General features: G+C 60.0%; 20 protein-coding genes and 1 riboswitch. Of the genes, 13 read left to right on the forward strand and 7 right to left on the reverse strand.

Annotated elements, in window-relative coordinates; translation table 11 throughout:
* Positions 1-30: 30 nt before the first annotated feature.
* Entirely contained in the window at positions 31-522 is a 492-nt protein-coding gene (locus K529_RS04370; RefSeq protein ID WP_046002467.1) for an MgtC/SapB family protein, read from the reverse strand.
* 107 nt (positions 523-629) lie between these two features.
* Here K529_RS04370 and K529_RS04375 point away from each other — a divergent pair, with 107 nt between their 5' ends.
* Positions 630-1,535, forward strand: coding sequence for a DMT family transporter (locus K529_RS04375; protein WP_039982977.1), 906 nt, complete (start codon positions 630-632; stop codon positions 1,533-1,535).
* 44 nt (positions 1,536-1,579) lie between these two features.
* Positions 1,580-2,218, forward strand: coding sequence for an inner membrane-spanning protein YciB (locus K529_RS04380; RefSeq protein WP_005620247.1), 639 nt, complete (start codon positions 1,580-1,582; stop codon positions 2,216-2,218).
* Between the two features lie 204 nt (positions 2,219-2,422).
* On the opposite strand, the gene K529_RS04385 is transcribed toward K529_RS04380, so the two are convergent.
* Positions 2,423-3,355, reverse strand: coding sequence for an alpha/beta hydrolase (locus K529_RS04385; RefSeq protein WP_046002466.1), 933 nt, complete (start codon positions 3,353-3,355; stop codon positions 2,423-2,425).
* 285 nt (positions 3,356-3,640) lie between these two features.
* On the opposite strand from K529_RS04385, the gene K529_RS04390 reads away from it, so the two are divergent.
* The 7 genes from K529_RS04390 to ptsP all read left to right on the forward strand — a co-directional run bounded on the left by K529_RS04390 (position 3,641) and on the right by ptsP (position 13,112).
* Positions 3,641-4,042 (forward strand): hypothetical protein, encoded by a 402-nt coding sequence (locus tag K529_RS04390; RefSeq protein WP_005619033.1) that lies wholly within the window; start codon positions 3,641-3,643, stop codon positions 4,040-4,042.
* 99 nt (positions 4,043-4,141) lie between these two features.
* Positions 4,142-4,220, forward strand: a riboswitch (SAM riboswitch).
* Between the two features lie 77 nt (positions 4,221-4,297).
* A complete protein-coding gene (metZ, locus tag K529_RS04395; protein ID WP_005619032.1) occupies positions 4,298-5,485 on the forward strand; it encodes an O-succinylhomoserine sulfhydrylase in 1,188 nt (395 codons plus the stop codon).
* A 193-nt stretch (positions 5,486-5,678) separates the two neighbouring features.
* Complete coding sequence (gene folE2, locus K529_RS04400; protein WP_005619031.1) at positions 5,679-6,782, forward strand: GTP cyclohydrolase FolE2; 1,104 nt, start codon at positions 5,679-5,681, stop codon at positions 6,780-6,782.
* Positions 6,783-7,012: 230 nt separating this feature from the next.
* Positions 7,013-7,654 (forward strand): hypothetical protein, encoded by a 642-nt coding sequence (locus K529_RS04405; RefSeq protein ID WP_052699540.1) that lies wholly within the window; start codon positions 7,013-7,015, stop codon positions 7,652-7,654.
* Positions 7,655-7,701: 47 nt separating this feature from the next.
* Positions 7,702-9,150, forward strand: a complete 1,449-nt coding sequence (locus K529_RS04410) for a TrkH family potassium uptake protein (RefSeq protein WP_005637151.1) — start codon at positions 7,702-7,704, stop codon at positions 9,148-9,150.
* Positions 9,151-9,285: 135 nt separating this feature from the next.
* Positions 9,286-10,524 (forward strand): aspartate kinase, encoded by a 1,239-nt coding sequence (locus tag K529_RS04415; RefSeq protein WP_046002465.1) that lies wholly within the window; start codon positions 9,286-9,288, stop codon positions 10,522-10,524.
* Between the two features lie 347 nt (positions 10,525-10,871).
* Complete coding sequence (ptsP, locus tag K529_RS04420) at positions 10,872-13,112, forward strand: phosphoenolpyruvate--protein phosphotransferase (RefSeq protein ID WP_046002464.1); 2,241 nt, start codon at positions 10,872-10,874, stop codon at positions 13,110-13,112.
* Positions 13,113-13,230: 118 nt separating this feature from the next.
* On the opposite strand, the gene K529_RS23005 is transcribed toward ptsP, so the two are convergent.
* A protein-coding gene (locus K529_RS23005; RefSeq protein WP_157888506.1) for an IS5 family transposase occupies positions 13,231-14,018 on the reverse strand; the annotation gives its coding sequence in 2 pieces (ribosomal slippage) (positions 13,231-13,682 and positions 13,682-14,018; 789 coding nt in all).
* Positions 14,019-14,490: 472 nt separating this feature from the next.
* On the opposite strand from K529_RS23005, the gene K529_RS04435 reads away from it, so the two are divergent.
* Both K529_RS04435 and K529_RS04440 read left to right on the forward strand, forming a co-directional pair.
* Complete coding sequence (locus K529_RS04435) at positions 14,491-16,203, forward strand: thiamine pyrophosphate-binding protein (RefSeq protein ID WP_005664812.1); 1,713 nt, start codon at positions 14,491-14,493, stop codon at positions 16,201-16,203.
* Positions 16,204-16,313: 110 nt separating this feature from the next.
* Positions 16,314-16,937 carry a glutathione S-transferase family protein gene (locus tag K529_RS04440; RefSeq protein WP_005664810.1) on the forward strand — a complete coding sequence of 208 codons (624 nt, stop codon included), beginning with the start codon at positions 16,314-16,316 and terminating at the stop codon, positions 16,935-16,937.
* Between the two features lie 28 nt (positions 16,938-16,965).
* Here K529_RS04440 and K529_RS04445 read toward each other — a convergent pair whose 3' ends face one another.
* From K529_RS04445 to K529_RS04460, 4 genes are all read right to left on the reverse strand, one after another.
* Positions 16,966-17,955 (reverse strand): DUF2927 domain-containing protein, encoded by a 990-nt coding sequence (locus K529_RS04445; RefSeq protein WP_227511872.1) that lies wholly within the window; start codon positions 17,953-17,955, stop codon positions 16,966-16,968.
* Positions 17,930-19,120 (reverse strand): toxic anion resistance protein, encoded by a 1,191-nt coding sequence (locus tag K529_RS04450; RefSeq protein ID WP_005652065.1) that lies wholly within the window; start codon positions 19,118-19,120, stop codon positions 17,930-17,932. Before K529_RS04450 ends, K529_RS04445 begins: the two co-directional genes overlap by 26 nt.
* 22 nt (positions 19,121-19,142) lie before the next feature.
* Entirely contained in the window at positions 19,143-20,051 is a 909-nt protein-coding gene (locus K529_RS04455; RefSeq protein ID WP_046002725.1) for a 5-bromo-4-chloroindolyl phosphate hydrolysis family protein, read from the reverse strand.
* Positions 20,052-20,215: 164 nt separating this feature from the next.
* Positions 20,216-21,463 carry a pseudouridine synthase gene (locus tag K529_RS04460; protein WP_080929630.1) on the reverse strand — a complete coding sequence of 416 codons (1,248 nt, stop codon included), beginning with the start codon at positions 21,461-21,463 and terminating at the stop codon, positions 20,216-20,218.
* Positions 21,464-21,526: 63 nt separating this feature from the next.
* Here K529_RS04460 and K529_RS04465 point away from each other — a divergent pair, with 63 nt between their 5' ends.
* Together K529_RS04465 and K529_RS04470 are read left to right on the forward strand one after the other, a co-directional pair.
* Positions 21,527-21,979, forward strand: coding sequence for a nucleoside deaminase (locus K529_RS04465; RefSeq protein WP_046002733.1), 453 nt, complete (start codon positions 21,527-21,529; stop codon positions 21,977-21,979).
* Positions 21,976-22,800: an aminoglycoside phosphotransferase family protein gene (locus tag K529_RS04470; protein WP_005685754.1), complete on the forward strand. Its 825-nt coding sequence runs from the start codon at positions 21,976-21,978 to the stop codon at positions 22,798-22,800. Before K529_RS04465 ends, K529_RS04470 begins: the two co-directional genes overlap by 4 nt.
* Positions 22,801-22,851 lie beyond the last annotated feature (51 nt).

A 22,851-nucleotide genomic window follows, 5' to 3' on the forward strand; every position in this document is an offset into this window, starting at 1 on the left:
GGCTTGAAAACGGGACCTGAGGATCGGAGCTCAATGCCGGGTCATCCATCTCTCCACATGGCGCAGCGCAAACAGCACCGTGAGGACAATTGCGGTGGCCATCGCCGCCAGCGGCATCTGACCCGCTCCGCAGCCCAAACCGATTGCGCCTGCAAGCCAGAGCGAGGCCCCGGTGGTGACATTGCGCACCCGGTCCCCGGCGGTGAAGATCAGACCCGCTGCAAGAAAGGCCACACCGGCCGTGACCGCCTCGATCATACGCAGGGGATCGTTGCGCTGGGCGTCCGCGCCAAAATCAAGCGCGGCAATCTCGCGCCCCAGCACCACGAAGAGACAGGCCGCAACGGCGACCAGAATATGGGTCTTGAGGCCTGCGGGCTTATCGAGCATCTCCCGCTCCAACCCGATCAGCGCCGCCAACGCACTGGCCGCGAGCAGCCGGGCAAAGGCCACGGGCGCGGGCACCACGGAAAACGTGCTGGTGAACTCTTCGGTGATCTGCTGAATGGCCGTGTCGAACATAGCGCCCCAAGATATCGTGTCGCATATTCAACCTGCGCAACGGGACATGGTTCCCGAGTTTTTGGTTTTCATCGTTTGAGATTTCGCATTGAAGAGGACAGCACATGCTGAGCGACTGGCTGATTTCCCTAGAGGGCACAGAGGCAGGACGCCAACTGGCGTTGACCCTGGCAGTTTCCGCCGCATTCTTGCACGCGGTCTTTGGCGCGCTGCAAAAGGGGCGGCATGATCCATGGCTGTCGCGCGGTGCGATTGATGCCTCTTATGCCTTGATGGCAGCGCCGTTTGCATTGTTTGTGGTGCCATGGCCAGAGCCGCATATGTGGCTGATTTTCCTCGGCGTTTGGGTGATCCATGTGATCTATAAACTGCTGCAGGCGATGGCCTATACCAAGGGCGCCTACACCGTCGTCTACCCGGTGGTCCGTGGCACGGGGCCATTGTTTGCGGTCATCGGGGCCTATTGGCTCTTTGGTGAGACCTTCACGCTGGTGCAGTGGCTGGGGGTGGGCGTGCTGCTGGCGGGGATCTTTGGCCTTGCGGTTTATAACTTTGTTTTCCTTGTCACCGCGCGCGAAACCCTTGGGATTGCGCTGCTGCTTGCGGTGGCGACGGGGTCGTTTGTCGCGCTTTACACGACCTACGACGCCTATGGTATTCGGGCCACCGCCGATCCTTTCACGTTTCTGGCGTGGTTCTTTATGATCGATGGGATCACCATGCCGATTTATGCCTATTGGCGGTGGCGACGGATGGGGGCCGATCAGCCGACAGTGGGGCCTTTGATGCTGCGCGGATTTTTCGGCGGGCTTGTGGCCTTTGCCTCCTTCGGGTCGATCATGCTGGCCACCCGTCTCGATAAGGTCGGTGAGGCCGCAGTCTTGCGCGAAACATCAACAGTATTTGCAGCACTCATCGGCTGGCTGGTGCTGAAAGAAACCGTCGGCCCACGCCGCATCGCCCTGATGGCGCTGATCGCCGTTGGGGCAGTCATTGTTGAAATGGGGGGCTGAGGGTGCCATCTGAGAGAGACGATTTGGGACATGAGAGGTCACCTATGAGCGAACAGACAAGCGATACACCCACTGGGGAGGAGCGCAAGATCAGCCCCTTGGTGAAGAACCTGCTGGAGTTCGGCCCGGTTGTGTTGTTCTTCATCGCCTATCTCAAGCTCAAGGATCAGGTGTTTGAGATCGGCGGCACCTCTTATGAGGGATTCATCATCGTCACCGCTGGCTTTGTGCCGCTGATGGTGCTGTCGACGCTGATTCTGTGGAAGCTCACCGGCAAGCTGTCGAAGATGCAGGTGATGACGCTGGTGGTGATTGTGGTTTTCGGGGGGCTGTCGGTCTGGTTCAACGACGAGCGGTTCTTCAAGATGAAGCCGACGATGATCTACTTGTTGTTTGGTGGCCTCTTGGGCATCGGGCTATTGCGGGGGCAGAGCTACCTGCGGGTGGTGATGGAAGAGATGATGCCGCTGCAGGACGAAGGATGGATGATCCTCACACGTCGCCTCTGTGCGTTCTTCTTTGGGCTGGCGGTGGCCAATGAGGTCATCTGGCGGATGATGAGCACCGAAACCTGGGTTTATTTCAAGACCTTTGGCCTCACGGCGGCCATGTTCCTATTCTTCATGACGCAGGCGAAACTGTTTCAGACCTACGGTATCGAAGAGGAAAGTGAGGCTGAGTGAGCGCAGACGTCGGGCTTGATTTCAGCTGAAACGCGACCCGGTTTGAGGGTTTGCGCTGCGCTTCGCGCATCGCCGGGGGGCGTGAGCCGCGCCTTCAGGCGCGGCTCACGCCCGGCCCAACGCTTTTGGTGCAGCCTTTGGCTGTCGCGGAAAGGGGCGGGAGCACACCCACCTTTTCAGGAACAGGAGCGAGTCCGAGGAGGGTCAGATCCGCTGCCAGATCGGCATCGGGCTTGGTTGCGGGCGCAGGCTCAGCAGGCGTGACCAGCGCCGCGCGGGCACCTCTGGCAGGAGTTGCTGCATCAAGGGCAGGGGCGTGCGTTCCGGTTGACGCAAGAGCCGCTTGTACAGACGCAGCGCGCCCGGGCGCATGTAGGACGACCAGTGGCACACCCGCCGCTCCGGCAGGCCGATGGAATGGCCCATCTGTGCCAGATGCTCCAGCGTATCGAGGCAATCGAGTTGCAGGGTCACCGCATTTGTTGCCTCAAACCCCTGACCAATGGCGCGATCGCCACGTTCGGGTGACCGGGTCAGGGTCTCAAACATAAAATCAAATGCATCGTTTTCACGGCTGGTGACGTTGAAAAACTCTGCCCGGCGTCCGGCCGGTGTCGCCAGCGCTGTGGCCGCTCGGCTTTGATAGCTGGCGCCGGTCAAAGAGATCACCCGTCCCACGGCACCGGCGGGCAGCCAGTGAAGGGCCTCAAGTGCCACCTCGGACCCCAGAGAATGCCCGATGATATGTATGTCTCTGGCGGGGGCTTGTGCGTGCAGGCTGCGCACCACTTGTGCCAAGGCCCGTCCTGCCGCCAAGGCGCGTGCCTGCGCCGAGGCCAGCGTGCCTCGGGCGTCCCAGCCAAATGCCACTGCGAGCCCCTCGTCCCTCCGTCCAAGGCCGAAGCCGAGCTGACGCGGCCAGGATGGCGCACGCCACGGCATATGCTGTGGATCAAGCGACAGGATGTGGCGGTGCGGGCAGTGGTTTGGATTGCCGGGCTGGTATTTATAGCCATGCACCATAATCACCACCGGCCCCGGCACATGCGCCAGTCGCGCGATACCATCGTCAAACGACCTGAGCCGCGCATGAAGCACCGGCGTCTCACCCACTGCATTGATACGAATAACTGCCATCACAGGCCCCCAAAGCCATGATTTTTCCTATCCGGTAGCGGCCTACAGTGACGGGAAGGTGACGACTGGGTAACGGGGAGGTGACGCGACCCGGTATGCGGCAGGGATGTCACATCAAAGCTGGGGCGGGGCGCGGGCCCTTCATTGCGCATGGGGTGCCCCGCTCTGACACGCGATCGGGAGATGTTCGCAAATTTTGTCTTTACCTACATGATGTAGCGAGATGACATCCCTGCGATTTTGCCGGGACTGTTTGCCAAGACCCAATCGAAAAGGACCCTTCCCATGTTCAAAACCATTTTCAATCCTCTCGCCGCAATTTCGGTTTGCGCCGTTTTGGCTGCATGTGGCGGTGGCGTGCCTGCAAGCAATCAGATGAATATCGACAGTGATGGCGATGGCCGGTTCAGTGGTATCGCCGGTGTTGCATTCACCGAGCAGGAGATCAGAGACAACGCCTCCACCATGATTTGCGGCGACGGTCCCATAGTGGAGTTCCGCACCAGTGTGCTGCCGTCCAGGCCGGGCCATCTGACCTTTTCCGGGCGCTGTGCCAGCGGGCAGGCATCTGTCGCGGGGCAGGGACAGGTTGTGACACCGGCTATTGTGCCAGCAATGCCAGGTCCGACGCCACGCCCGACAAAGACAGCAGGCACCTGGGATGGCTCCACGCCGTTTGTGGATTGACACCAGAGGGCGTGAGGGGGCGCAGTCGGCTGCGTCCCCTCTTGACGCAAAGAACGCGCGAGAGTACCACATGCCGCAACACTGCGCTGGATCTGCGCAATGTTGCATCGTGGCGATTTGTTTACCGGATTGCGGGCCACGTTAAAAAAGCCGCTAAAGAGGTCAGGACGACGGGACTCCCTTTCGCTTGGCCGAACGGGAGTTTTTTTATGCGCGGCCCGCAAGAGAGTGGCGGTGACCGGCGGAGGCGATACGATGACTGAGACCTGGAACAAACGCACCAAACTGGTTCACGGCGGCACCCGGCGCAGCCAGTATAACGAGGTCAGCGAGGCGATTTTCCTGACCCAGGGGTTTGTCTACGACAGTGCAGAGCAGGCAGAGGCGCGGTTTATCGAGACCGGCCCGGATGAATTTATCTATGCCCGCTATGGCAACCCCACCGTTGCGATGTTTGAAGAACGTATCGCGCTGCTCGAAGGGGCAGAGGACGCTTTTGCCACCGCATCCGGCATGGCCGCAGTTAATGGCGCGCTGACCTCGATTCTGAAGGCGGGCGATCATGTGGTATCAGCCAAGGCGCTGTTTGGATCCTGTCTTTATATTCTCGAGAGCATCCTGACCCGTTATGGGGTTGAGGTGACATTTGTTGATGGCACCGATCTGGACGCATGGCGTGCGGCTGTGCGCGCGGATACCAAGGCGGTGTTCTTTGAGAGCATGTCCAACCCGACGCTTGAGGTGATCGACATCGAAGGCGTCGCCGAGATCGCCCATGCGGTTGGCGCGACGGTCGTCGTGGACAATGTGTTCTCTACACCGGTGTTTTCCAACGCCATCGAACAGGGTGCGGATGTCGTGGTTTACTCGGCCACCAAACATATCGATGGTCAGGGGCGTGCGCTGGGGGGCGTGGTGCTGGGTAGCAAGGATTACATCCGTGGCACGCTGGAGCCTTACATGAAACACACCGGCGGCTCTCTCAGCCCGTTTCATGCCTGGATGTTCGTCAAAGGGCTGGAAACCATTGATCTGCGGGTCAATGCACAGGCCGCAAGCGCGTTGCAGATCGCCGAGGCGCTGGACGGTCATCCGGCCCTGGCGCGCACCATCTATCCGGGTCTGAAGACCCATGCGCAGAATGATCTGGTGCAGCGGCAATTGGGCGGCAAGGGCGGCACGGTGCTGTCACTGGATATCAAGGGCGGCAAGGACGCGGCCTTTGCCTTCCTCAATGCGCTGACGATCCCGGTGATTTCCAACAATCTGGGCGATGCGAAATCCATTGCGACGCATCCGGCGACCACGACCCACCAGCGCCTGTCCGAAGATCAGCGCACGGAACTTGGGATCACCGACGGGCTGGTGCGGTTCTCCGTCGGGCTTGAGGATACGGACGATCTGATTGCAGATGTTAAACAAGCCCTTCAGGCAGTGCGTTAAAGCAGCAAAAAGCTGCCGCAGCAGGGGGCGTTGGCTCTGCTGTGGCCTCACCCATGGGTCAGGTGAGGTGGTTCAAAAGGTCAGATCAGAGACCTTTAGTGGCGTTTTTAGGTGATCTGTTTTGTGTTTCCTGCCGTACTACCCTAGATAATTGCGAGCAGACGCTTTGCTGCTGGGACAGGAGTACGGGTTCATGAATATCCATTCTCGTGATGTGAACGATACGCCAGATCGCTCAGACGCCGAAGAGGCGCTGGCTGTGTTGCGCCGTTGGGCGGATGAGGCGAGCGAGACGGAAGTGGCGCAGTTGGACCCTGCCATCGCGCGACTGTTGCCGGGCCGGGAAGTGCAGAACTATCCTGACCTGAAGCGCCAGTACCCGGAAGAATTTGACGCATCCGAGACCTATCGCGCCACGCTGCCGGATCTGCAAAACGGCCCGTCTAGCCTGATCCGGGGCGCAAAAGAGCAGATCCAGCATGTCGGTATTTCCAATTTCCGCCTGCCGATCCGCTTTCATACCCGCGACAACGGCGATCTAACGCTGGAAACCAGCGTGACCGGCACCGTGAGCCTTGATGCGGAGAAAAAGGGCATCAACATGTCCCGCATCATGCGCAGCTTCTACAAACATGCGGAAAAGGTATTTTCCTTTGATGTGATGGAGGCGGCGCTTGAGGATTACCTCAGTGATCTTGAGAGCGGTGATGCGCGGCTTCAGATGCGGTTTTCCTTTCCGGTGAAGGTGGAGAGCCTGCGTTCGGGTCTGTCGGGTTATCAGTATTACGACGTGGCGCTGGAACTGGTGCAGATGGGCGGGCAACGTCATCGCATCGTGCATCTGGATTACGTTTACTCCTCCACCTGTCCCTGTTCGCTCGAACTTTCAGAACATGCGCGTCAGGCACGCGGGCAGTTGGCGACACCACATTCGCAGCGCTCCGTTGCGCGGATTTCTGTGCAAATGGAGCAGGATAGCGGCTGTCTGTGGTTTGAGGACCTGATCGACCATTGTCGCCGCGCAGTGCCGACCGAGACGCAGGTGATGGTCAAACGCGAGGATGAGCAGGCCTTTGCGGAGCTGAATGCGGCCAATCCGATCTTTGTTGAAGATGCCGCACGGCTGTTCTGTGAGGCGCTGCAAAGCGATGCGCGCGTGGGCGATTTCCGGGTGGTGGCGAGCCATCAGGAAAGCCTGCACAGCCATGATGCGGTCTCAGTGCTGACGCAAGGGACGATGTTCGCCGCACCGAGCCTTGATCCGCAGCTGTTCTCAACCCTGATCCATCGCGGTTGAGACGATCAATGCGAGGGGCGCTGCCCCTCGCGCTCCCCGAGATATTTATAAGAAGATGAAGACAAGGCCCCTTCATCGGAGGTCGGGTGCTGGTTTTTGCCGCATTGCGGCATTTTTCTGCTGTTGCGAAGGAAAATCATGTTAGCCTGAGTCGTGAGGGGGCGCTTGCGTCAGTCGACAGGGCGCCTGGCCTGTTTGAATGCGACATTGATCGACGCCGAGGAGCTCACATGATCCGGTTTGAAGGTTTCAAAGACATTCCCACAACCCCGCAGGCTTGGGCAGGTTATGCCTTGGGTCAGCAAATGAAGATGATGCGCGCTGTGTCGGCGCTGGTGGCAGAAGCCCCGCAGCGCCAGTTGCATCTGGCGCAAGCGCTGATGAAAGCGCAGCAGGAGTGGATCAGCGGTTTGCCAAGTGGCTCCGTTGTTGCTGAGGCGGTGACCCCTGCGGCGGCCGAGCCTGCCAAAAAGTCCGCTCAGCCACGCAAACCTGCAGCGCGCAAGCCCGCCGCCCGAAAGGTGGCGACAAAAGCGACCCCGGTTAAAGCTGCGGCCAAAAAAGCTGCGGCCAAAAAGGCTCCGGTGAAGAAAACAACGGCTGAAAAGACCCCGGCACCTAAAACGGCACCACCCGCGCAGGCCTTGGATGCCAAAGCTGCTGCGGAAAAAACCGCAAGCCCTACAGATTCTGTTGCGCGCGCACCCGTTGCCAAGCCAGAGCCTGCGGCACCTACGCCCCGCGCCGCAGGCCCAGTCGCAGCGCCCAAGGCCAGCCAGCCAGATCCGCGCAGGCGCGCCCGTGCGCCAGCGACGCCGCCAGCAATGCCCGCCAAGGAAGCCGGCAAAGAGGGCACAAAAGACAAGTCGTGATCGCTTTGGCTTGACAGTCTGAGCGGGGGTTGCCAACGCTGCGCCTCATGTTGGATCTGCGCCCCGTCGGATATGTCATCGGCCTGCTTGTCGCCATTTTGGGCGGCACCATGGTCTTTCCGCTTCTCCTTGACCTCTATGATGGCAAGGGGGAGTGGCCGGTGTTTTTGGAAAGCGCCCTGTTTTGCCTGCTGGTCGGGGGCATTCTGGCCCTGACCTGCGCCAATGGCGTGGGGCGCGGCCTGTCGATCCGCCAGACCTTTTTGCTGACGACATCTGTTTGGGTGGTGCTGCCCCTATTCGGGGCGTTGCCCCTGATGCTGGGCGCGACCGAGCTGAGCTTTACCGATGCGTTCTTTGAGGCGATGTCTGGGCTGACCACAACGGGCTCAACGGTGATTTCGGGCTTGGATGATCTGCCGCGTGGGCTGTTGCTGTGGCGGGGCATTCTGCAATGGTTGGGTGGCATCGGCATTATTGTGGTGGCCATGGTGTTCCTGCCCGAACTGCGGGTGGGCGGCATGCAAATCTTTAAGTCCGAAGCTTTTGATACCATGGGGAAAATCCTGCCACGCGCGCAGGAGATCGCCAAGCAGATCTCGGTGATCTATCTGGTTCTCACCATGGTCTGTGCACTGGTTTACACCGTCTTGGGCATGGGGCCGTTTGATGCGCTGGTGCATGCGATGACCACCATGTCGACGGGCGGGTTTTCAAATTATGATGCCTCTTTTGGGACCTTCTCTGGTCCGGCGGAATATGCGGCGTCGCTCTTTATGATTGCTTCGGCGCTGCCTTATGTGCGCTATGTGCAATTGGTGAACGGGCAGATGACACCGCTGCTGCATGACAGCCAGATCCGCGCGTTTCTCTGGACCATCTTTGTGCTCGTCGGGGTGACGGCGGGCGTGTTGATAACGGTGTTTCCGCACCACCCCGAACAGGCAGTCAGAGAGGCGCTGTTCAATATCGTCTCCATCATGTCGGGCACCGGTTTTGCCAGTGTCGACTATATGGGTTGGGGGCCGTTTTTGATCATGATCTTCTTCTTTGTCGGGCTGATCGGGGGCTGTGCGGGTTCGACAGCCTGTTCGGTGAAGATCTTCCGCTATCAGCTGCTCTTTGCCTCCATTCGGGTGCAGGTACAGCGGATCCGCTCGCCCAATGGGGTGTTTGTGCCGCGCTATCAGGGTCGCCCTGTGACGCCGGATGTGCTGAGTTCGGTGATCTCCTTCTTTATGTTCTTTGTCATCACGCTGGGTATTGTGGCCTGGGCATTGGCGCTGACGGGGCTGGATTTCATCACCGCGATTTCGGGTGCCGCAACCGCAGTGGCCAATATCGGCCCCGGTCTGGGCGATATCATTGGGCCTGCGGGCAACTTCGGGCCACTGAATGATACCGCTAAGTGGATTCTGGCGATTGCCATGCTGATCGGGCGGCTGGAACTGATGGCGGTCTATGCCATCCTGACGGTTCGTTTCTGGCGCAGCTAAGCCTATCTGGGGCTGAAGGTTGCGCAAAACGCCCTTGGCCTTGAAATAAAGGGCTGGGCCATCTTGCTCTTGGCCGGTCGCTCGCCTAAGAACGCGCGAACCTTTAACCCCGCAAGCGGAGGGAAACCACACCTCATGCCCCTACTTGTGATGAAATTCGGCGGCACATCCGTCGCCAATCTGGATCGCATTCGCCGCGCCGCCAAACGTGTTGGCGTCGAAGTCGCCAAGGGCTATGACGTGATCGTCATCGTCTCTGCTATGTCTGGCAAGACCAACGAGCTGGTCGGCTGGGTGGGCGAGACCTCACCGCTTTATGATGCGCGTGAATATGATGCGGTTGTGTCCTCTGGTGAGAACGTGACCGCCGGGCTGATGGCGTTGACGCTTCAGGAAATGGACGTGCCCGCGCGCAGCTGGCAGGGCTGGCAAGTGCCGCTCAAGACCAACTCCGCCCATAGTCAGGCCCGGATCGAGGACATCGGCACCGACAATATCAACGCCAAGTTCGGCGAGGGCATGAAGGTGGCCGTGGTTGCAGGCTTTCAGGGGATTTCGCCCGAGGGCCGCATCACCACATTGGGGCGCGGCGGGTCTGATACTACGGCGGTTGCCTTTGCGGCGGCCTTTGGGGCCGAGCGCTGTGACATCTACACCGATGTGGACGGCGTCTACACCACCGATCCGCGCATCTGTGAAAAGGCGCGCAAGCTCGACAAGATCGCCTTTGAGGAAATGCTGGAACTGGCATCCTTGGGTGCAAAAGTGCTGCAAACCCGCTCTGTGGAACTGGCCATGCGCTACAAGGTCAAACTGCGCGTGCTCTCCAGCTTTGAAGAACAATCCGACGAGGCCGGCACGCTGGTCTGCGACGAGGAGGAAATCATGGAATCCAATGTTGTTAACGGCGTTGCCTACTCTCGTGATGAGGCCAAGCTGACCTGTCTTTCGGTCGCGGACCGTCCCGGCATTGCGGCGACCATCTTTGGCTGCCTCTCTGATGCGGGCGTGAACGTCGATATGATCGTGCAGAACATCTCTGAAGATGGCCGCACTGATATGACCTTCTCTTGCCCCACCGATCAGGTGCAGCGCGCCGAGGTTGCGCTCAGCGCCTACAAGGAAAAGGGCGAGTTGAACTACGGTGAGCTGGTGGCGGATACCGGCGTGGCCAAGATCTCGGTGGTTGGGATCGGCATGCGGTCGCAGTCCGGCGTTGCCGCCAAGATGTTCAAGGTGCTGTCGGATGAGGGCATCAACATCAAGGTCATCACCACCTCCGAGATCAAGATCTCGGTGCTGGTGGATCGCAAATATATGGAGCTCGCGGTGCAGGCGCTGCACGACGCATTTGAGCTCGACAAGGCAAGCTGATATGCGTTGCCGCTGATCTTTTTGCGCGCCGGGGGCTCCTCCGGCGCGTTTTTGTTTAAACAGTCTAATTCATTGAGTTCATTGTCTCTATTTGCTGCGCTGCAGCTAGAGAGGCCGCGGCGTTTGAGAGATGCAAATACGACGGGCACCATCTCTGCACGCAGCGGTATTTGCTGCAAAACCTCTTGCCAGCGCCCCGGCCAGCCGACACATTGCCTGTGACCCCGCGTTTGGTGTGAAGAGAGTTGATGCGCATAAGCGTCATCTGCTATTCAGAACGCCGGACTCGGACGGGTGGGTAACAGGGCATCCGTGGCGTCAAATGAATAACCCGAGAAAGGGCCAACATGGTTGAGAACACGGAATCCGAAAGCAGAAAGCTTCTGGGTCGTCTGCGCGAGGCCATGGCAGGAGATGATGCAGGGCAGGCCCGCCTTGATAAGATCACTCAGCTGATTGCCGACAGCATGGGCACCGAAGTGTGCTCCATCTATCTGTTTCGCGACGAAGAAACACTGGAACTTTGCGCCACTGAAGGTCTGAACCGCGAATCCGTTCACCAGACCCGTATGCGTGTGGGCGAGGGGCTGGTAGGGCGCGTGGCGCGCACCGGCAAGGTCATCAACACCCCCGACGCCCCCAGCGCGCGCGGCTTTCGCTATATGCCAGAGACCGGAGAGGAGCGGTTTTCCTCCTTCCTTGGTATCCCGGTCCAGCGTCTGGGCGAGATGATGGGCGTTCTGGTGGTGCAGTCCAAGGAGAGCCGGGAATATTCCGCAGATGCGGTCTACGCGCTTGAGGTGGTGGCCATGGTCATTGCTGAGATGACCGAACTTGGCGCTTTTGTGGGCGAGGGCTCGGCGATGTCGCCGCTGCACCAGCAGTCCGTACTATTGAAGGGAATTACCGCGCAGGAAGGGGCGGCTGAGGGTAACATCTGGCTGCATGAACCCCGCGTGGTGGTCACCAACCCGATCGCCGATGATCCCCACCGCGAGCTGGAGCGCCTGCAAGAGGCGGTGGATGAGCTGCGTGTGGGCGTTGACAAGATGCTACAGGTGTCCTCCAGCGGAGATAAGGAGCAGGCGCAGGTTCTTGAAACCTATCGGATGTTTGCCAATTCCAAGGGCTGGATGCGGCGCATGGAAGAAGACATCGCGCGTGGCCTCAGCGCTGAGGCCGCGGTGGAAAAAGAGCAATCCCTCGCCCGTGGCCGTATGGCGCAGGTACAAGACGCCTATTTGCGCGAACGTCTGAGCGATCTGGATGATCTCTCGAACCGCTTGCTGCGCATTCTGACAGGGCAGGGCAAGGACACTGGCGCCGAATTGCCGGAAAACCCCATTCTGGTGGCCCGCAATATCGGCCCGGCGGAATTGCTGGAATATGGCCGCAAGCTCAAGGGGATTGTCCTTGAGGAAGGCTCCGTAGGCTCTCATGCGGCGATTGTGGCACGGGCGCTGGCGATTCCGCTGGTGGTGCGCGCGGCGCGCATCACGACAGAGGGTCTCAACGGTGATCATGTGCTGGTCGATGGGGACAATGGCGTGGTGCATTTGCGCCCCGATGATCCCGTCGTCAGCGCCTTTCGCGACAAGATCGCAATGCAGGCACAAGCGCAGGAGCGCTATACCTCCATACGTGAAAAGCCTGCCATAACCACCGACGGACAAAGAATTAACCTGCTGATGAACGCAGGTCTGATGGCCGATTTGCCGTCGCTGAATAACTCTGGCGCCGAAGGCGTGGGCCTGTTTCGCACCGAGCTGCAATTCCTCGTGCGCAACCAGATGCCGAAACGCTCGGAACTGGTGAGCCTCTATCAGCGCGTTCTAGAGGCCGCGGGCGGTAAGCGGGTGATCTTCCGCACGCTTGATATCGGCTCTGATAAAGTTCTGCCCTACATGAAGCCCACCGATGAGCCGAACCCGGCACTCGGCTGGCGCGCGATCCGGGTGGGGCTGGATAAACCTGGTGTGATGCGTATGCAGCTGCAGGCGTTGATCCGGGCGGCGAACGGCGGGCCTTTGACGGTCATGTTCCCATTTGTGGCGCAATTCGAGGAATACCGCCTTGCGCGCGAAGAGGTGAACAAGACCATCGAACGGGAACGTCGGTTGGGCCATGTTCTGCCCTCTTCGCTGGAAATTGGCGCGATGCTGGAAACGCCCTCGCTTGGCTTCGCGCCGCTCAAGTTCTTTGAAGAGGTGGATTTTCTGTCAATCGGGGGCAACGATCTTAAGCAGTTCTTCTTTGCGGCGGATCGTGAAAACGAGCGCGTGCGCAAACGCTACGATACGCTGAATGTGAGCTTCCTGAGCTTTATTGAGCGCATCGTGGAGCGCTGCGATATCTCTGGCACCCCGCTCAGTTTCTGCGGCGAGGATGCAGGGCGCCCGATTGAAGCGGTGTGCCTTGCAGCCATGGGCATCCGTACCTTGTCGATGCGCCCGGCCTCCATCGGTCCGGTTAAATCGCTGCTGATGCGGGTGGATCTGGGCGAGTTGCGCAAGATCATCTCTGATGCGCGTCATCGCGGTGATCAGACGGTTCGGCCGGCGGTCATGCAGTACCTGCGCGAACTCTGAGCTTTCATGATATCTGATCGCGCGGTCGCCTTCGCTGAGGGCGGCCGCACTGCATCTGAAGCTGCGAATTCGATCGTTGAAGCGTAAAGTCGGTTTTCCTATTCGGACATTATCTAGGTCATGTTGACAAATGGCGCACCCAGAGCCGGATGGATGTGATGTCGATGAACCCGAGGTAACTTTCTGCAGTTTTGTCATACCGGGTAGCAACGCGGCGGGCGTTCTTGAGCTTATTGAAACACCGTTCGACCAGGTTTCTCAATCGATACAGCCCATGATCCACGCCGACGCGCATCTTGCGGGTCTTTCGCATCGGAATTTGGGTCAGGATATCACGTTCATTCATGTTTTTCCGAATGCGATCAGCATCATAGCCCCGATCTGCCAGTAGCACTTTCGGCTCAGGCAGATTATCAGACATGACGAGATCAAAACCAAGGTAGTCCGAAGTTTGCCCCGGTGTGATGTCTGTTCTCATGGGCAACCCGTGCGCGTTGACGCGGAGGTGGATCTTGGTCGTGAAGCCACCTCTTGAACGGCCAAAACCCTGTCTCGGAGTCCCCCTTTTGCGCCCGCTGCTTGATGATGCGCGCGAATAACAGTGCTGTCGATCATTTGGAGAGCGTTTGGAACGGCCCCGCTTTGGTTCAAGGCTTCGAGTATGTCCTCCCACAGCCCAGCCAACGTCCAGCGCCGGAATTGGCGGTAAACACTGGACCATTTGCCAAACTCTTCGGGCAAATCTCGCCAAGGTGATCCGGTGCGTGCAATCCAGAATATCCCATCCAGTACAAGGCGATGGTTGGTAGGCTTGCGCCCATTCCGGGCTCGGATCGCAAGAATGAAGTATTCAAACAGCGACCACTCGTCGTCGCTCATCAGGTTTCGGGGCAAGCTGATCTCCATAGCAGATACCAGCTTGAATCACGTCGAAGCCCCAGTGTGAATCCCTTTTGTCAACATGTCCTAGGCCACGCGCCCCACAATCGTTAAATTAGTTTCAAATTTTAGATAAATTCGATCTTTTAGCCAGAGCCGAAACGTACCTCGGATCTGGCGTGTTATCTGCGTCAAGTTACCTGCTGGCTCCGTGCCCCCCTGTACCAACAAGAGACGGTCGCGATGGCGAAGTGACGAAAGCTGTTCTCCACAGAGAATGACCAGCGTAACCATCTGCCAAAATAGCGAAAATGCGAGGTTATCCACATCACATCAATCTGTTTTCCACAGGCCACAGACCCAGCTTTGACGATCATAAATGAGAGATTTCGTCAAAATGACAGTTGTGCCGTAAATGTGGCGAAATCACCGGCGAGAGGTCTGGGATTAACTTATTAAATAGTTATGATCGCGGCGTTCAGGAGAGGAAAACGAACAGATGTCCAGCGACAAAGCACAGCCCAACGCAGCCCCGCTTCGCAGTGGTGGCAGAATTCTTGCAGACCAGCTGCAGATCCTCGGGGCTGATACGATTTATTGCGTCCCCGGAGAGAGTTATCTGGAGTTGCTGGACGGGCTCCATGCCCACCAAGAGACCATCAAAGTGGTGACGTGCCGCCACGAATCCGGTGCCTCAAACATGGCCGATGCCTACGGTAAGATGACCGGAAAGCCCGGGATCTGTGCGGTGACGCGCGGACCGGGGGCCACCAATGCATCGAACGGCGTGCATACCGCATTTCAGGATTCTACCCCGATGATCCTGCTGATCGGGCAGGTCGGACGCGAGATGGTGGATCGCGAGGCCTTTCAGGAGATTGATTATCGCCGCATGTTTGGCCAGATGGCCAAATGGGTGGCGCAGATCGACGATGCTGCCCGTATCCCCGAATACATGGCGCGCGCGTGGAAAACGGCGCTGTCAGGTCGCCCCGGTCCGGTGGTCTTGGCGTTGCCTGAGGACATGCTGACCGATGAGGTCGCGGTGGCTGACCTCAGGGTGACACCGCCTGCACGCTCTGCACCGGCGGCACAGGATATCGAGACGCTGCAGGCGATGATTGCCCGCGCCGAACGCCCGATGCTGATGGTGGGCGGTCCCAGCTGGAGTGAGAGCTGTGCGCAAAAAGCACTGGCTTTTGCAGAACGGCTGGGTCTGCCGGTGACCACGTCCTTTCGCAGTCAGGACTATGTGAACAACGGACACGACAACTATGTCGGCCCCGTAGGCATCGCGCCAATTCCCAATCTTCGCAAGCGGTTGCGCGAAGAGGTTGATCTGTTGATCACGGTTGGCCCGCGCCTTGGCGAGATGACAACCCAAGGGTATGAGCTGATCGACATTCCGCATCCACAGATGACATTCGTGCATATTCATCCCGGAGCAGAAGAGCTGGGGCAGGTCTATCAGCCCGATCTGGCGATCCAGTCCGACCCAGAGCTGTTCTTTGATGCCGCCGATGCAATCACCGTGCCGGATGGGCCATATGTCTGGTCCGATTGGGTGCAGGCACAGCGCGCCGACTACCTTGCTTTCCAGACCCCGACCGAGGTGCCGGGAGACGTGAACATGGGCCATGTGGTGCGCCACATGAGCGAGACCCTGCCGGACGATACGATCTACACCAATGGGGCCGGGAACTATACGGTCTGGCTGCACCGGTTTCACCAGCACCGCGCCTATCGCACCCAGCTTGCGCCCACCAGCGGCTCGATGGGCTATGGGGTTCCTGCGGCGGTCGCGGCCAAGCTGGCGCACCCGGACCGCACCGTGGTGGCGATGGCCGGGGATGGCTGTTTCATGATGACCTCGCAAGAGCTGGCGACGGCTGTTCAGCACGGGGCGGATGTCATCTATGTGGTGGTAAACAACGGCATGTATGGCACCATCCGTATGCATCAGGAACGCCACCATCCCGGCAAGGTCATGGCCACCAAACTGGTGAACCCGGATTTTGTGGCCTATGCGGCCTCATTTGGGATCACGGGCGAGCGGGTGTTGAAAACCGATGACTTCCCGGCTGCACTGGAACGTGCGCGCAGCGCCAAGGGCGGCTATATGATCGAAATCGTGGTCGATCCCGAAGCATTGACCCCGAACCAGTCGCTCTCGGCGGTGCGGGCCGAGGGTGAGAGCAAGGGAAAAAGCTGAAGCCTGCGCGCTTCAAAGTTGAATATTCCAATATTTTCCAAAGACTTGATTGACGCGGGCCGTTGTCCCGCGTCATTCTGCGTCGCAGAAGGACCAGAGCGGAGAATCCGATGATCGACCTCTACACTTGGAATACGCCCAATGGGCGCAAGGTTTCGATCCTGCTGGAGGAGCTCAATGTTCCTTATAATGTGCACGCGGTGGATATCACCAAGGGTGAGCAGCTGGAGGCGGAGTTTCTGACCATCAGCCCCAACAACAAGATCCCGGCAATTCGCGACAATGAAACGGGTGTGACCTTGATGGAATCCGGGGCGATCCTGATTTATCTGGCGGAAAAATACGGCCAGTTTCTGCCGCGCGAAAACCGCATCGAGATTTATGAATGGTTGATGTGGCAGATGGCGGGGTTTGGCCCGATGCTGGGGCAGGCGCATCATTTCCTGAAATACAATCGCGGTGCCTCCACCTACGCCGAAGAGCGATATGGCGAAGAGGCGCGCCGCCTTTACGGGGTGCTGGATCGTCGCCTGGAGGGGCGCGACTATATCATCGGCGAATACACCATCGCCGACATTGCCTGCTGGCCGTGGGTGTCACGATATGAGTGGCAAGAGATTGATCTGCGCGACTACCCGCATGTGCGCAAATGGTATCAGCGCATTGCGGCGCGGCCCGCTGTCCAACGCGGCTATCACGTGCCTGATCACGTGAACGATATACCACAAGGGTGAGGCCGCGCCCTCTGGCGCGGAGCGGCGATCAGAGGGACAGATCTCCCATCACCTCTTGGGCGATGCGTTCAACGATGGGTTTTGCTTCGGGCGCGCTCATGCCAACGCGCAGACGGCGATCATAGAGGATCTGCAAGAGTTTCTCATCATGGCTGGTGAGGCGGGCAAATTCATCATCGTCGTTAAAGATCGAAGGCCGCGCCTTGGGGCTGTCGTTGCGCAGGCCAAGGCCTTGGGCGATTTCCTCATGGATACAGCTCTCGCGCATCAGATCCGGCTGTTCCGCGCGTATCAAGGCCACGCCGCGGCTGTAATTGAGCGGATCGCGTTGAGGCCCGCCTGCAAAAACGAGGCAATAGAACTTGCGTGGTGGTGTCGCAAAAAGCGCCACATCGCTATCTGAGAGATTGGGCAACAGGCGGCGGACTTTATCCTCGACAAAATCCGCATCATCCACCCCGGCAAAGAGCACGGTGAAGTTGCCGCTGGTGCCGACTGTGACCGGATGGCCGGTGATCCGGGCCAGTCGTGCGGCATAGGCGGTGAGGGTGGCACGGTCTTTCTCGGCCTGTGCTTTGGTCACCGAGGGCCCAAAGATCGGCACCAGCCGCACGGGCTGTTCCCAGCGTCCCATGCCCCCGGCACCACCATCGGTAGCGCTGGCGTATTCATCGTAAAAGGCAAGGGTTTCAAAGCGTTCCGCCAGATCTTCGGCGTCATAGGGCGTTTCAGGCCCGCCGCCATCCGTACGCAAGAGCCCGCGCGTGAGCAGGTCCTGTTCCAGATCGGCATAGTATTTGGTGAGCGTCTGCGCCTCCACCGATGGGGTATAGACCGGTTTGATTGGGCGCGGGGTCGGGCGTGGCGTATCCTTGGGGCCAGGCGCAAGCGCCAGACAGCCGCCAAGTGCCAGAGCGGCGCTCAAGGCAAGGAGCGCGCCCAGCGGCCGCGCTCCGGTGTTGGTATTGTCGCGAGGGTTCACGCGGTCAGGCTCACTTGGGCACGGCGGTGCCAGCATTGTCGCCGACCCCGTCTTTGCGGGCCTTGGCCGCCGCCAATGTGTCGCGCAGCTCGGTTTCCATCTTTTTGAGCTCGGTCTCTGCTTCGGCGCGCTTGCGTTTGCCCTCGTCGGCGATCTGCAGGCTTTCCTCGATGGTGCCGATCAGGTCGGCATTGGCCTTTTTGACCGCCTCGATATCAAAGACGCCGCGCTCCATTTCCTCGCGGATGACCTTGTTGCTCTCGCGCAGGTTGGCGGCATTGGCGGTCAGCAACTCATTGGTGAGGTTGTTGGCATCGCGTACCGCGTTTGCGGCTTCGGCAGAGCGTTGGATGGTCACCGCCTGCGCCAGCTGGGTTTCCCAGAGCGGCACGGTGTTCACCAACGTCGAGTTGATCTTGGTGACCAGCGATTTGTCGTTTTCCTGCACCAGGCGAATGGAGGGCAGGGACTGCATGGTGACCTGACGGGTGAGCTTCAGGTCATGCACGCGGCGTTCCAGATCGTCACGAGCGGCGCGCAGATCGCGCAGCTCTTGTGCTTTGATGACCTGATCATCCTCTGGTGCAGCCTGAACTGCGGCCTCCAGCGCGGGGATCTCGGTGGCGTCCAGCTCGGCAAGCTTGGCTTCACCGGCCGCGATATAAAGCGCCAGTTCGTCGTAGAAATCCAGCGTCTTCTCGTAGAGAACATCAAGCGATTTGATGTCTTTCAGCAGCGTGTGCTCATGCGCCAAGAGGCTGTCGGTGATCTTGTCGATCTGGCCCTGCACGGTCTCATATTTGGCGGTGAACTTAGCGAAAGGCGCAGCGCGGCCCAAGAGGCGCTCCCAGAAGGTCGGCTTGCGGCGCACGTCCAGTTCCGACACCGAAAAGCCGCGGATGGTGGTGACGATATCGCGTAAGGAATCACCGGCAGGGCCCACATCCTTGTTGCGCACATCCGTGAGCATTGCCTGGCTGATCTGCTGCAATTCGCCCTGTGCGGCAGAGCCGAAGGAGATGATCGAATTGGTGTCGCCCATGTCGATCTCGTCGATGCGGCGACGGATTGCGGTAGAGGTCTCGGGGTCTGCAGCCTCAAGCGTGGCAAGCTCGCCTTTGGGCTCGGGCAGGGTGACATCCGTCACTTCCTTTACCAGAGTTTCAGCTTCCACTGCTTTTTTCTGAATGGTCTCAGACATGGGCCAGGCCTTTCCTGTCAGGTTAAGAGGGGCGGTCCAGTTGGACGCCTTCGCGCTCCAGCCGGGCGCGCAACACATCAATTTCAATATTCAGATCGCCCCGGTCCTCCAGCAGGAGTTTTTCATTCCGGGCGGCGAAATTCTGTTCCAGATCGTCGAGCAGCGCGAGGTAGTCCGCGCGCGCCTCGGCATTGCCACTGCGGGCAAAGATGTCGGCAAATTTGATCGTCGCGTCGCGTGCACCAAGCAGATAGACGGTCAGATATTTGCGCGCGGCGGTCAGATCGCGCGGGTCTTCTTCAACGGTGCGGCAAAGATCGCGCGCCACCGCCTGAAACTGATCCACGCGAAGCTCCACCTGACGATCCTTGGCGCGCAACACCGCGTCTTTCATTGCCGCCAGATGGGTTTCGGCCTCATCCACCACACGCGCCACGCGGGAGCTTTGAAATTCGTCAATGCCCTCGACACCCTTGTCACTGAGAGGGTCGATGCCGAAGGCGGCCAGATGCAGCCCGAGGCAAGCCACACCATAAAGTGCGGCGGTGATCACGCCCGGCTCGCTGGACCATGCGCCCACCGCGCCGCCGAGGCCGCATAACAGACTGGCAAGGATCTTGCGGGGCAGGGCGGGGCGGCGCGCGACTTTGCGCGCCTCATAGGCGGCTTGCGCCTTAAGCCCTTCGCGCAGCATCACAGCGGCTGCAGCCCAGAGGCCTGCGCCAATCAGGCCGATCACCAGACCGGATGCGCCGGCCCCAAGCGAAAACAGCATGAGTATCGCCGCAGGCACGAACATCAGGTTCGCACGCAACCCCACGGGATTGACCCGTGCGCTGGCCATCATGCGGGACTTGCCCGTGGGGCGCCCATCGGGGCGGGTGGATTGCTGAGCTGAAGGGCTGAACTTGCCGCCAAACCGTTGTGCCATACGTCAGACCCCGACGATCCAACCGGTCCCGATGCCCAGCATCAGGATCAGCAACGCAACATAGGCGATGGTTTGCACCGTTTTGGCCCCCAACATTTCCCCAACATATTGAAACCTAGGGGATTGCAGGCGCTCCTGCTAGGGGGAAGTCCGCTCCGGGGGGCTCAGTCTTGCGGTTTTTTGCCAAAACGCCGTCCTCCGGGGGCTGATTTGCCGCCAGAAGGCCCACCGGTTTTGCGCCCGCCCGCGCCGCTTGCGGTTTTTGAGCCAAAGCTCTTGGTACCAGAGGGTTTGCCACCAGAGGATTTGCCAGCGCCGGGCTTACCTGCAGAAGCTTTGCCAGAGAAGGTTTTGCCCTCAAACGGCTTTCCCGATCCCTTGCCAGCCCCTTTGCCGATGGGGCGGCCCTTTGGTGCGCTGCCGCCTTTGCCAGCCGGTTGTGCGCCGGAGGTTCCACCAGGATTGCGCGGCCCACGTCCGGGGCGGGTGGGCTTTTTCTTGGCTTCACCGTCGCCTTCGGGCGCGGCCAGACCCAGCTGGTCGCGCACCACGCGCGAGCGCAGTTCTTCGACCTCGCCTTCCTTCAACGTGCCAAGCTGGAAAGGCCCGTAAGAGATCCGCAGCAGCCGGTTCACGGGATAGCCGACCTCTTCCATGGCGCGGCGAATTTCGCGGTTCTTGCCTTCGCGCAGGCCGATGGTGAGCCAGGCATTGGCGCCCTGCTGACGATCAAGACTCACGGTCATCGGCTGGAAACGTTCGCCGTCGATCACCACGCCTTTGCGCAGCACGTCAAATTCATGGTCCTGCGGTCGGCCATTGATGCGCACCCGGTAGCGGCGCAGCCAGCCGGTGGAGGGCAGCTCCAACTGGCGTTTGACGCCGCCATCGTTGGTCAACAGCAGCAGGCCTTCGGAATTGAGGTCGAGACGCCCGACCGTCATCACCCGCGGCAGATCCTCGGGCAATTCGTCAAAGATCGTCCTGCGGCCTTTTTCGTCCGAATTGGTCGTCACCAGACCTGTGGGTTTGTAGTAGAGCCACAGGCGCGGGGCCTCGGCCTCGGGCAGGGGATTGCCATCCACCACGATGCGATCACTGCCGGTCACGTTGAGCGCCGGGCTGTCGATCACCGCGCCGTTGACCGCAACGCGGCCCTCGGCAATCATCCGCTCCGCCTCACGGCGTGAGGCCACACCGGCGCGCGAGAGCACCTTGGCAATGCGGTCGCCCTCCGCAGAGGGCCGCGCGTCCCCTGTTGCGCTTGCCTGCGGGGCTTTGGGACCGCGCGGCTTCGCTGAGGGTTTCGCCTGTGGCCGGGCGCCTTTGGCTGCGCGATGCGCGGAGGGGGAGGATGGGGTTTTCTTGCTCATGGCGCTGCCATAGCCTATTCGCGAGGGCGGCGAAAGCATCCATTGCAGGGGTGCGCGGCCGTTAGTGCGGGCGGTATGACGACAGAAAGGGGCATGGCACACATGGAGTTTCGATCCTTCATGGCAGAGGCGCTGGAAGAGGCGCAGGCCGCCGCTGGGCGCGGTGAGGTGCCGGTGGGTGCGGTGCTGGTCAGCCCCTCAGGCGAGGTGGTGGCGCGGGCAGGCAACCGAACCCGCGAACTCAACGATCCCACCGCCCATGCCGAGGTGCTGGTGATCCGCGCGGGCTGCGCGGCACTGGGCAGTGAGCGGCTAACGGGGCATGATCTCTATGTGACGCTGGAGCCCTGCGCCATGTGTGCCGCCGCCATTGCCGCCGCCCGTGTCGCGCGGGTGTACTACGGCGCGTCTGATCCGAAATCCGGTGGCGTGGCCCACGGTGCCTGCGTGTTCGACCACCCGCAAGCGCACCATGTGCCTGAGGTTTATGACGGGTTTTCCGCATCACAGTCAGAGGCGCTATTGAGGGATTTCTTTGCGAAACGGCGCGGATGAGTCTGCCCCCCACAGAACTGTTGCGCCGCTTTGGACTGAGTGCGCCGGAACTGGTCACTGAAACCACGCGCGCCAAGGTCTGGCGGGTGAGGCAGAAAACTGACACGCAGGCAGCGCTGAAATACTATCCCGCCGGGCATATGGGAAATGAAACGAGTGGCTTGACCTATCTGGAGCGTGTCGAGGGCGCCGGGGCCGTTCGGGTGTTTGCTCGGTCAACAGATGCGGTGGTGATGGAGTGGCTTCAGGGGCCATCGCTTGGGGAACTGGCGCGCAGACAGGCCCCGGAGGTTGCGGATCGCGGGTTGACCGACGTGGCAGCACAGTTGTTTGCAGCAGAGGTTTGCGCAGATGGGTTGCTGTCTGTGGCCGCGATCATGGTGCCGTTGCGGGATGCCTGTTTTACTGCGCCCGAGGCGCGTGAGGCGCAGGATATAGCGTGGGCCTGTCTGGATCAGATGCAGCGCGGAGCCGCTGAGACTGTCGCCCTGCACGGTGATCTGCATCACGATAACATCATTCACACTGCGCAGGGGCTGCGGACTTTTGATGCCAAGGGATTGGCGGGGCCGCGGGCGTATGAACTGGCCAATGCGTTTCGCCATCCGCGCGGGTGTCGCGCGTTTGCAGCGGATGCGCAGGTGATCCGGCACCGCGCGATCACGTGGGGGCGTGTGGCGGGATGTGGCGCGCAGGAGCAGCTCAGATGGGCCATCGCCAAGCTGTTGCTGTCAATGCTCTGGTCCGGGCAGGAGGCCCCGGAAGAGCGTGCCTTGTTACGTCAAATGCTGAGGGTGGTTGAAAAGGGCTTGCCGGATTAGGTCGTTTGTCCTACTGATGCTTTAGGACGCTTGACCTAATCGTCAAGTTTG

This window comes from Tritonibacter mobilis F1926, from assembly GCF_000376545.2.
In the GTDB taxonomy this organism is placed as follows: Bacteria; Pseudomonadota; Alphaproteobacteria; order Rhodobacterales; family Rhodobacteraceae; genus Epibacterium; species Epibacterium mobile.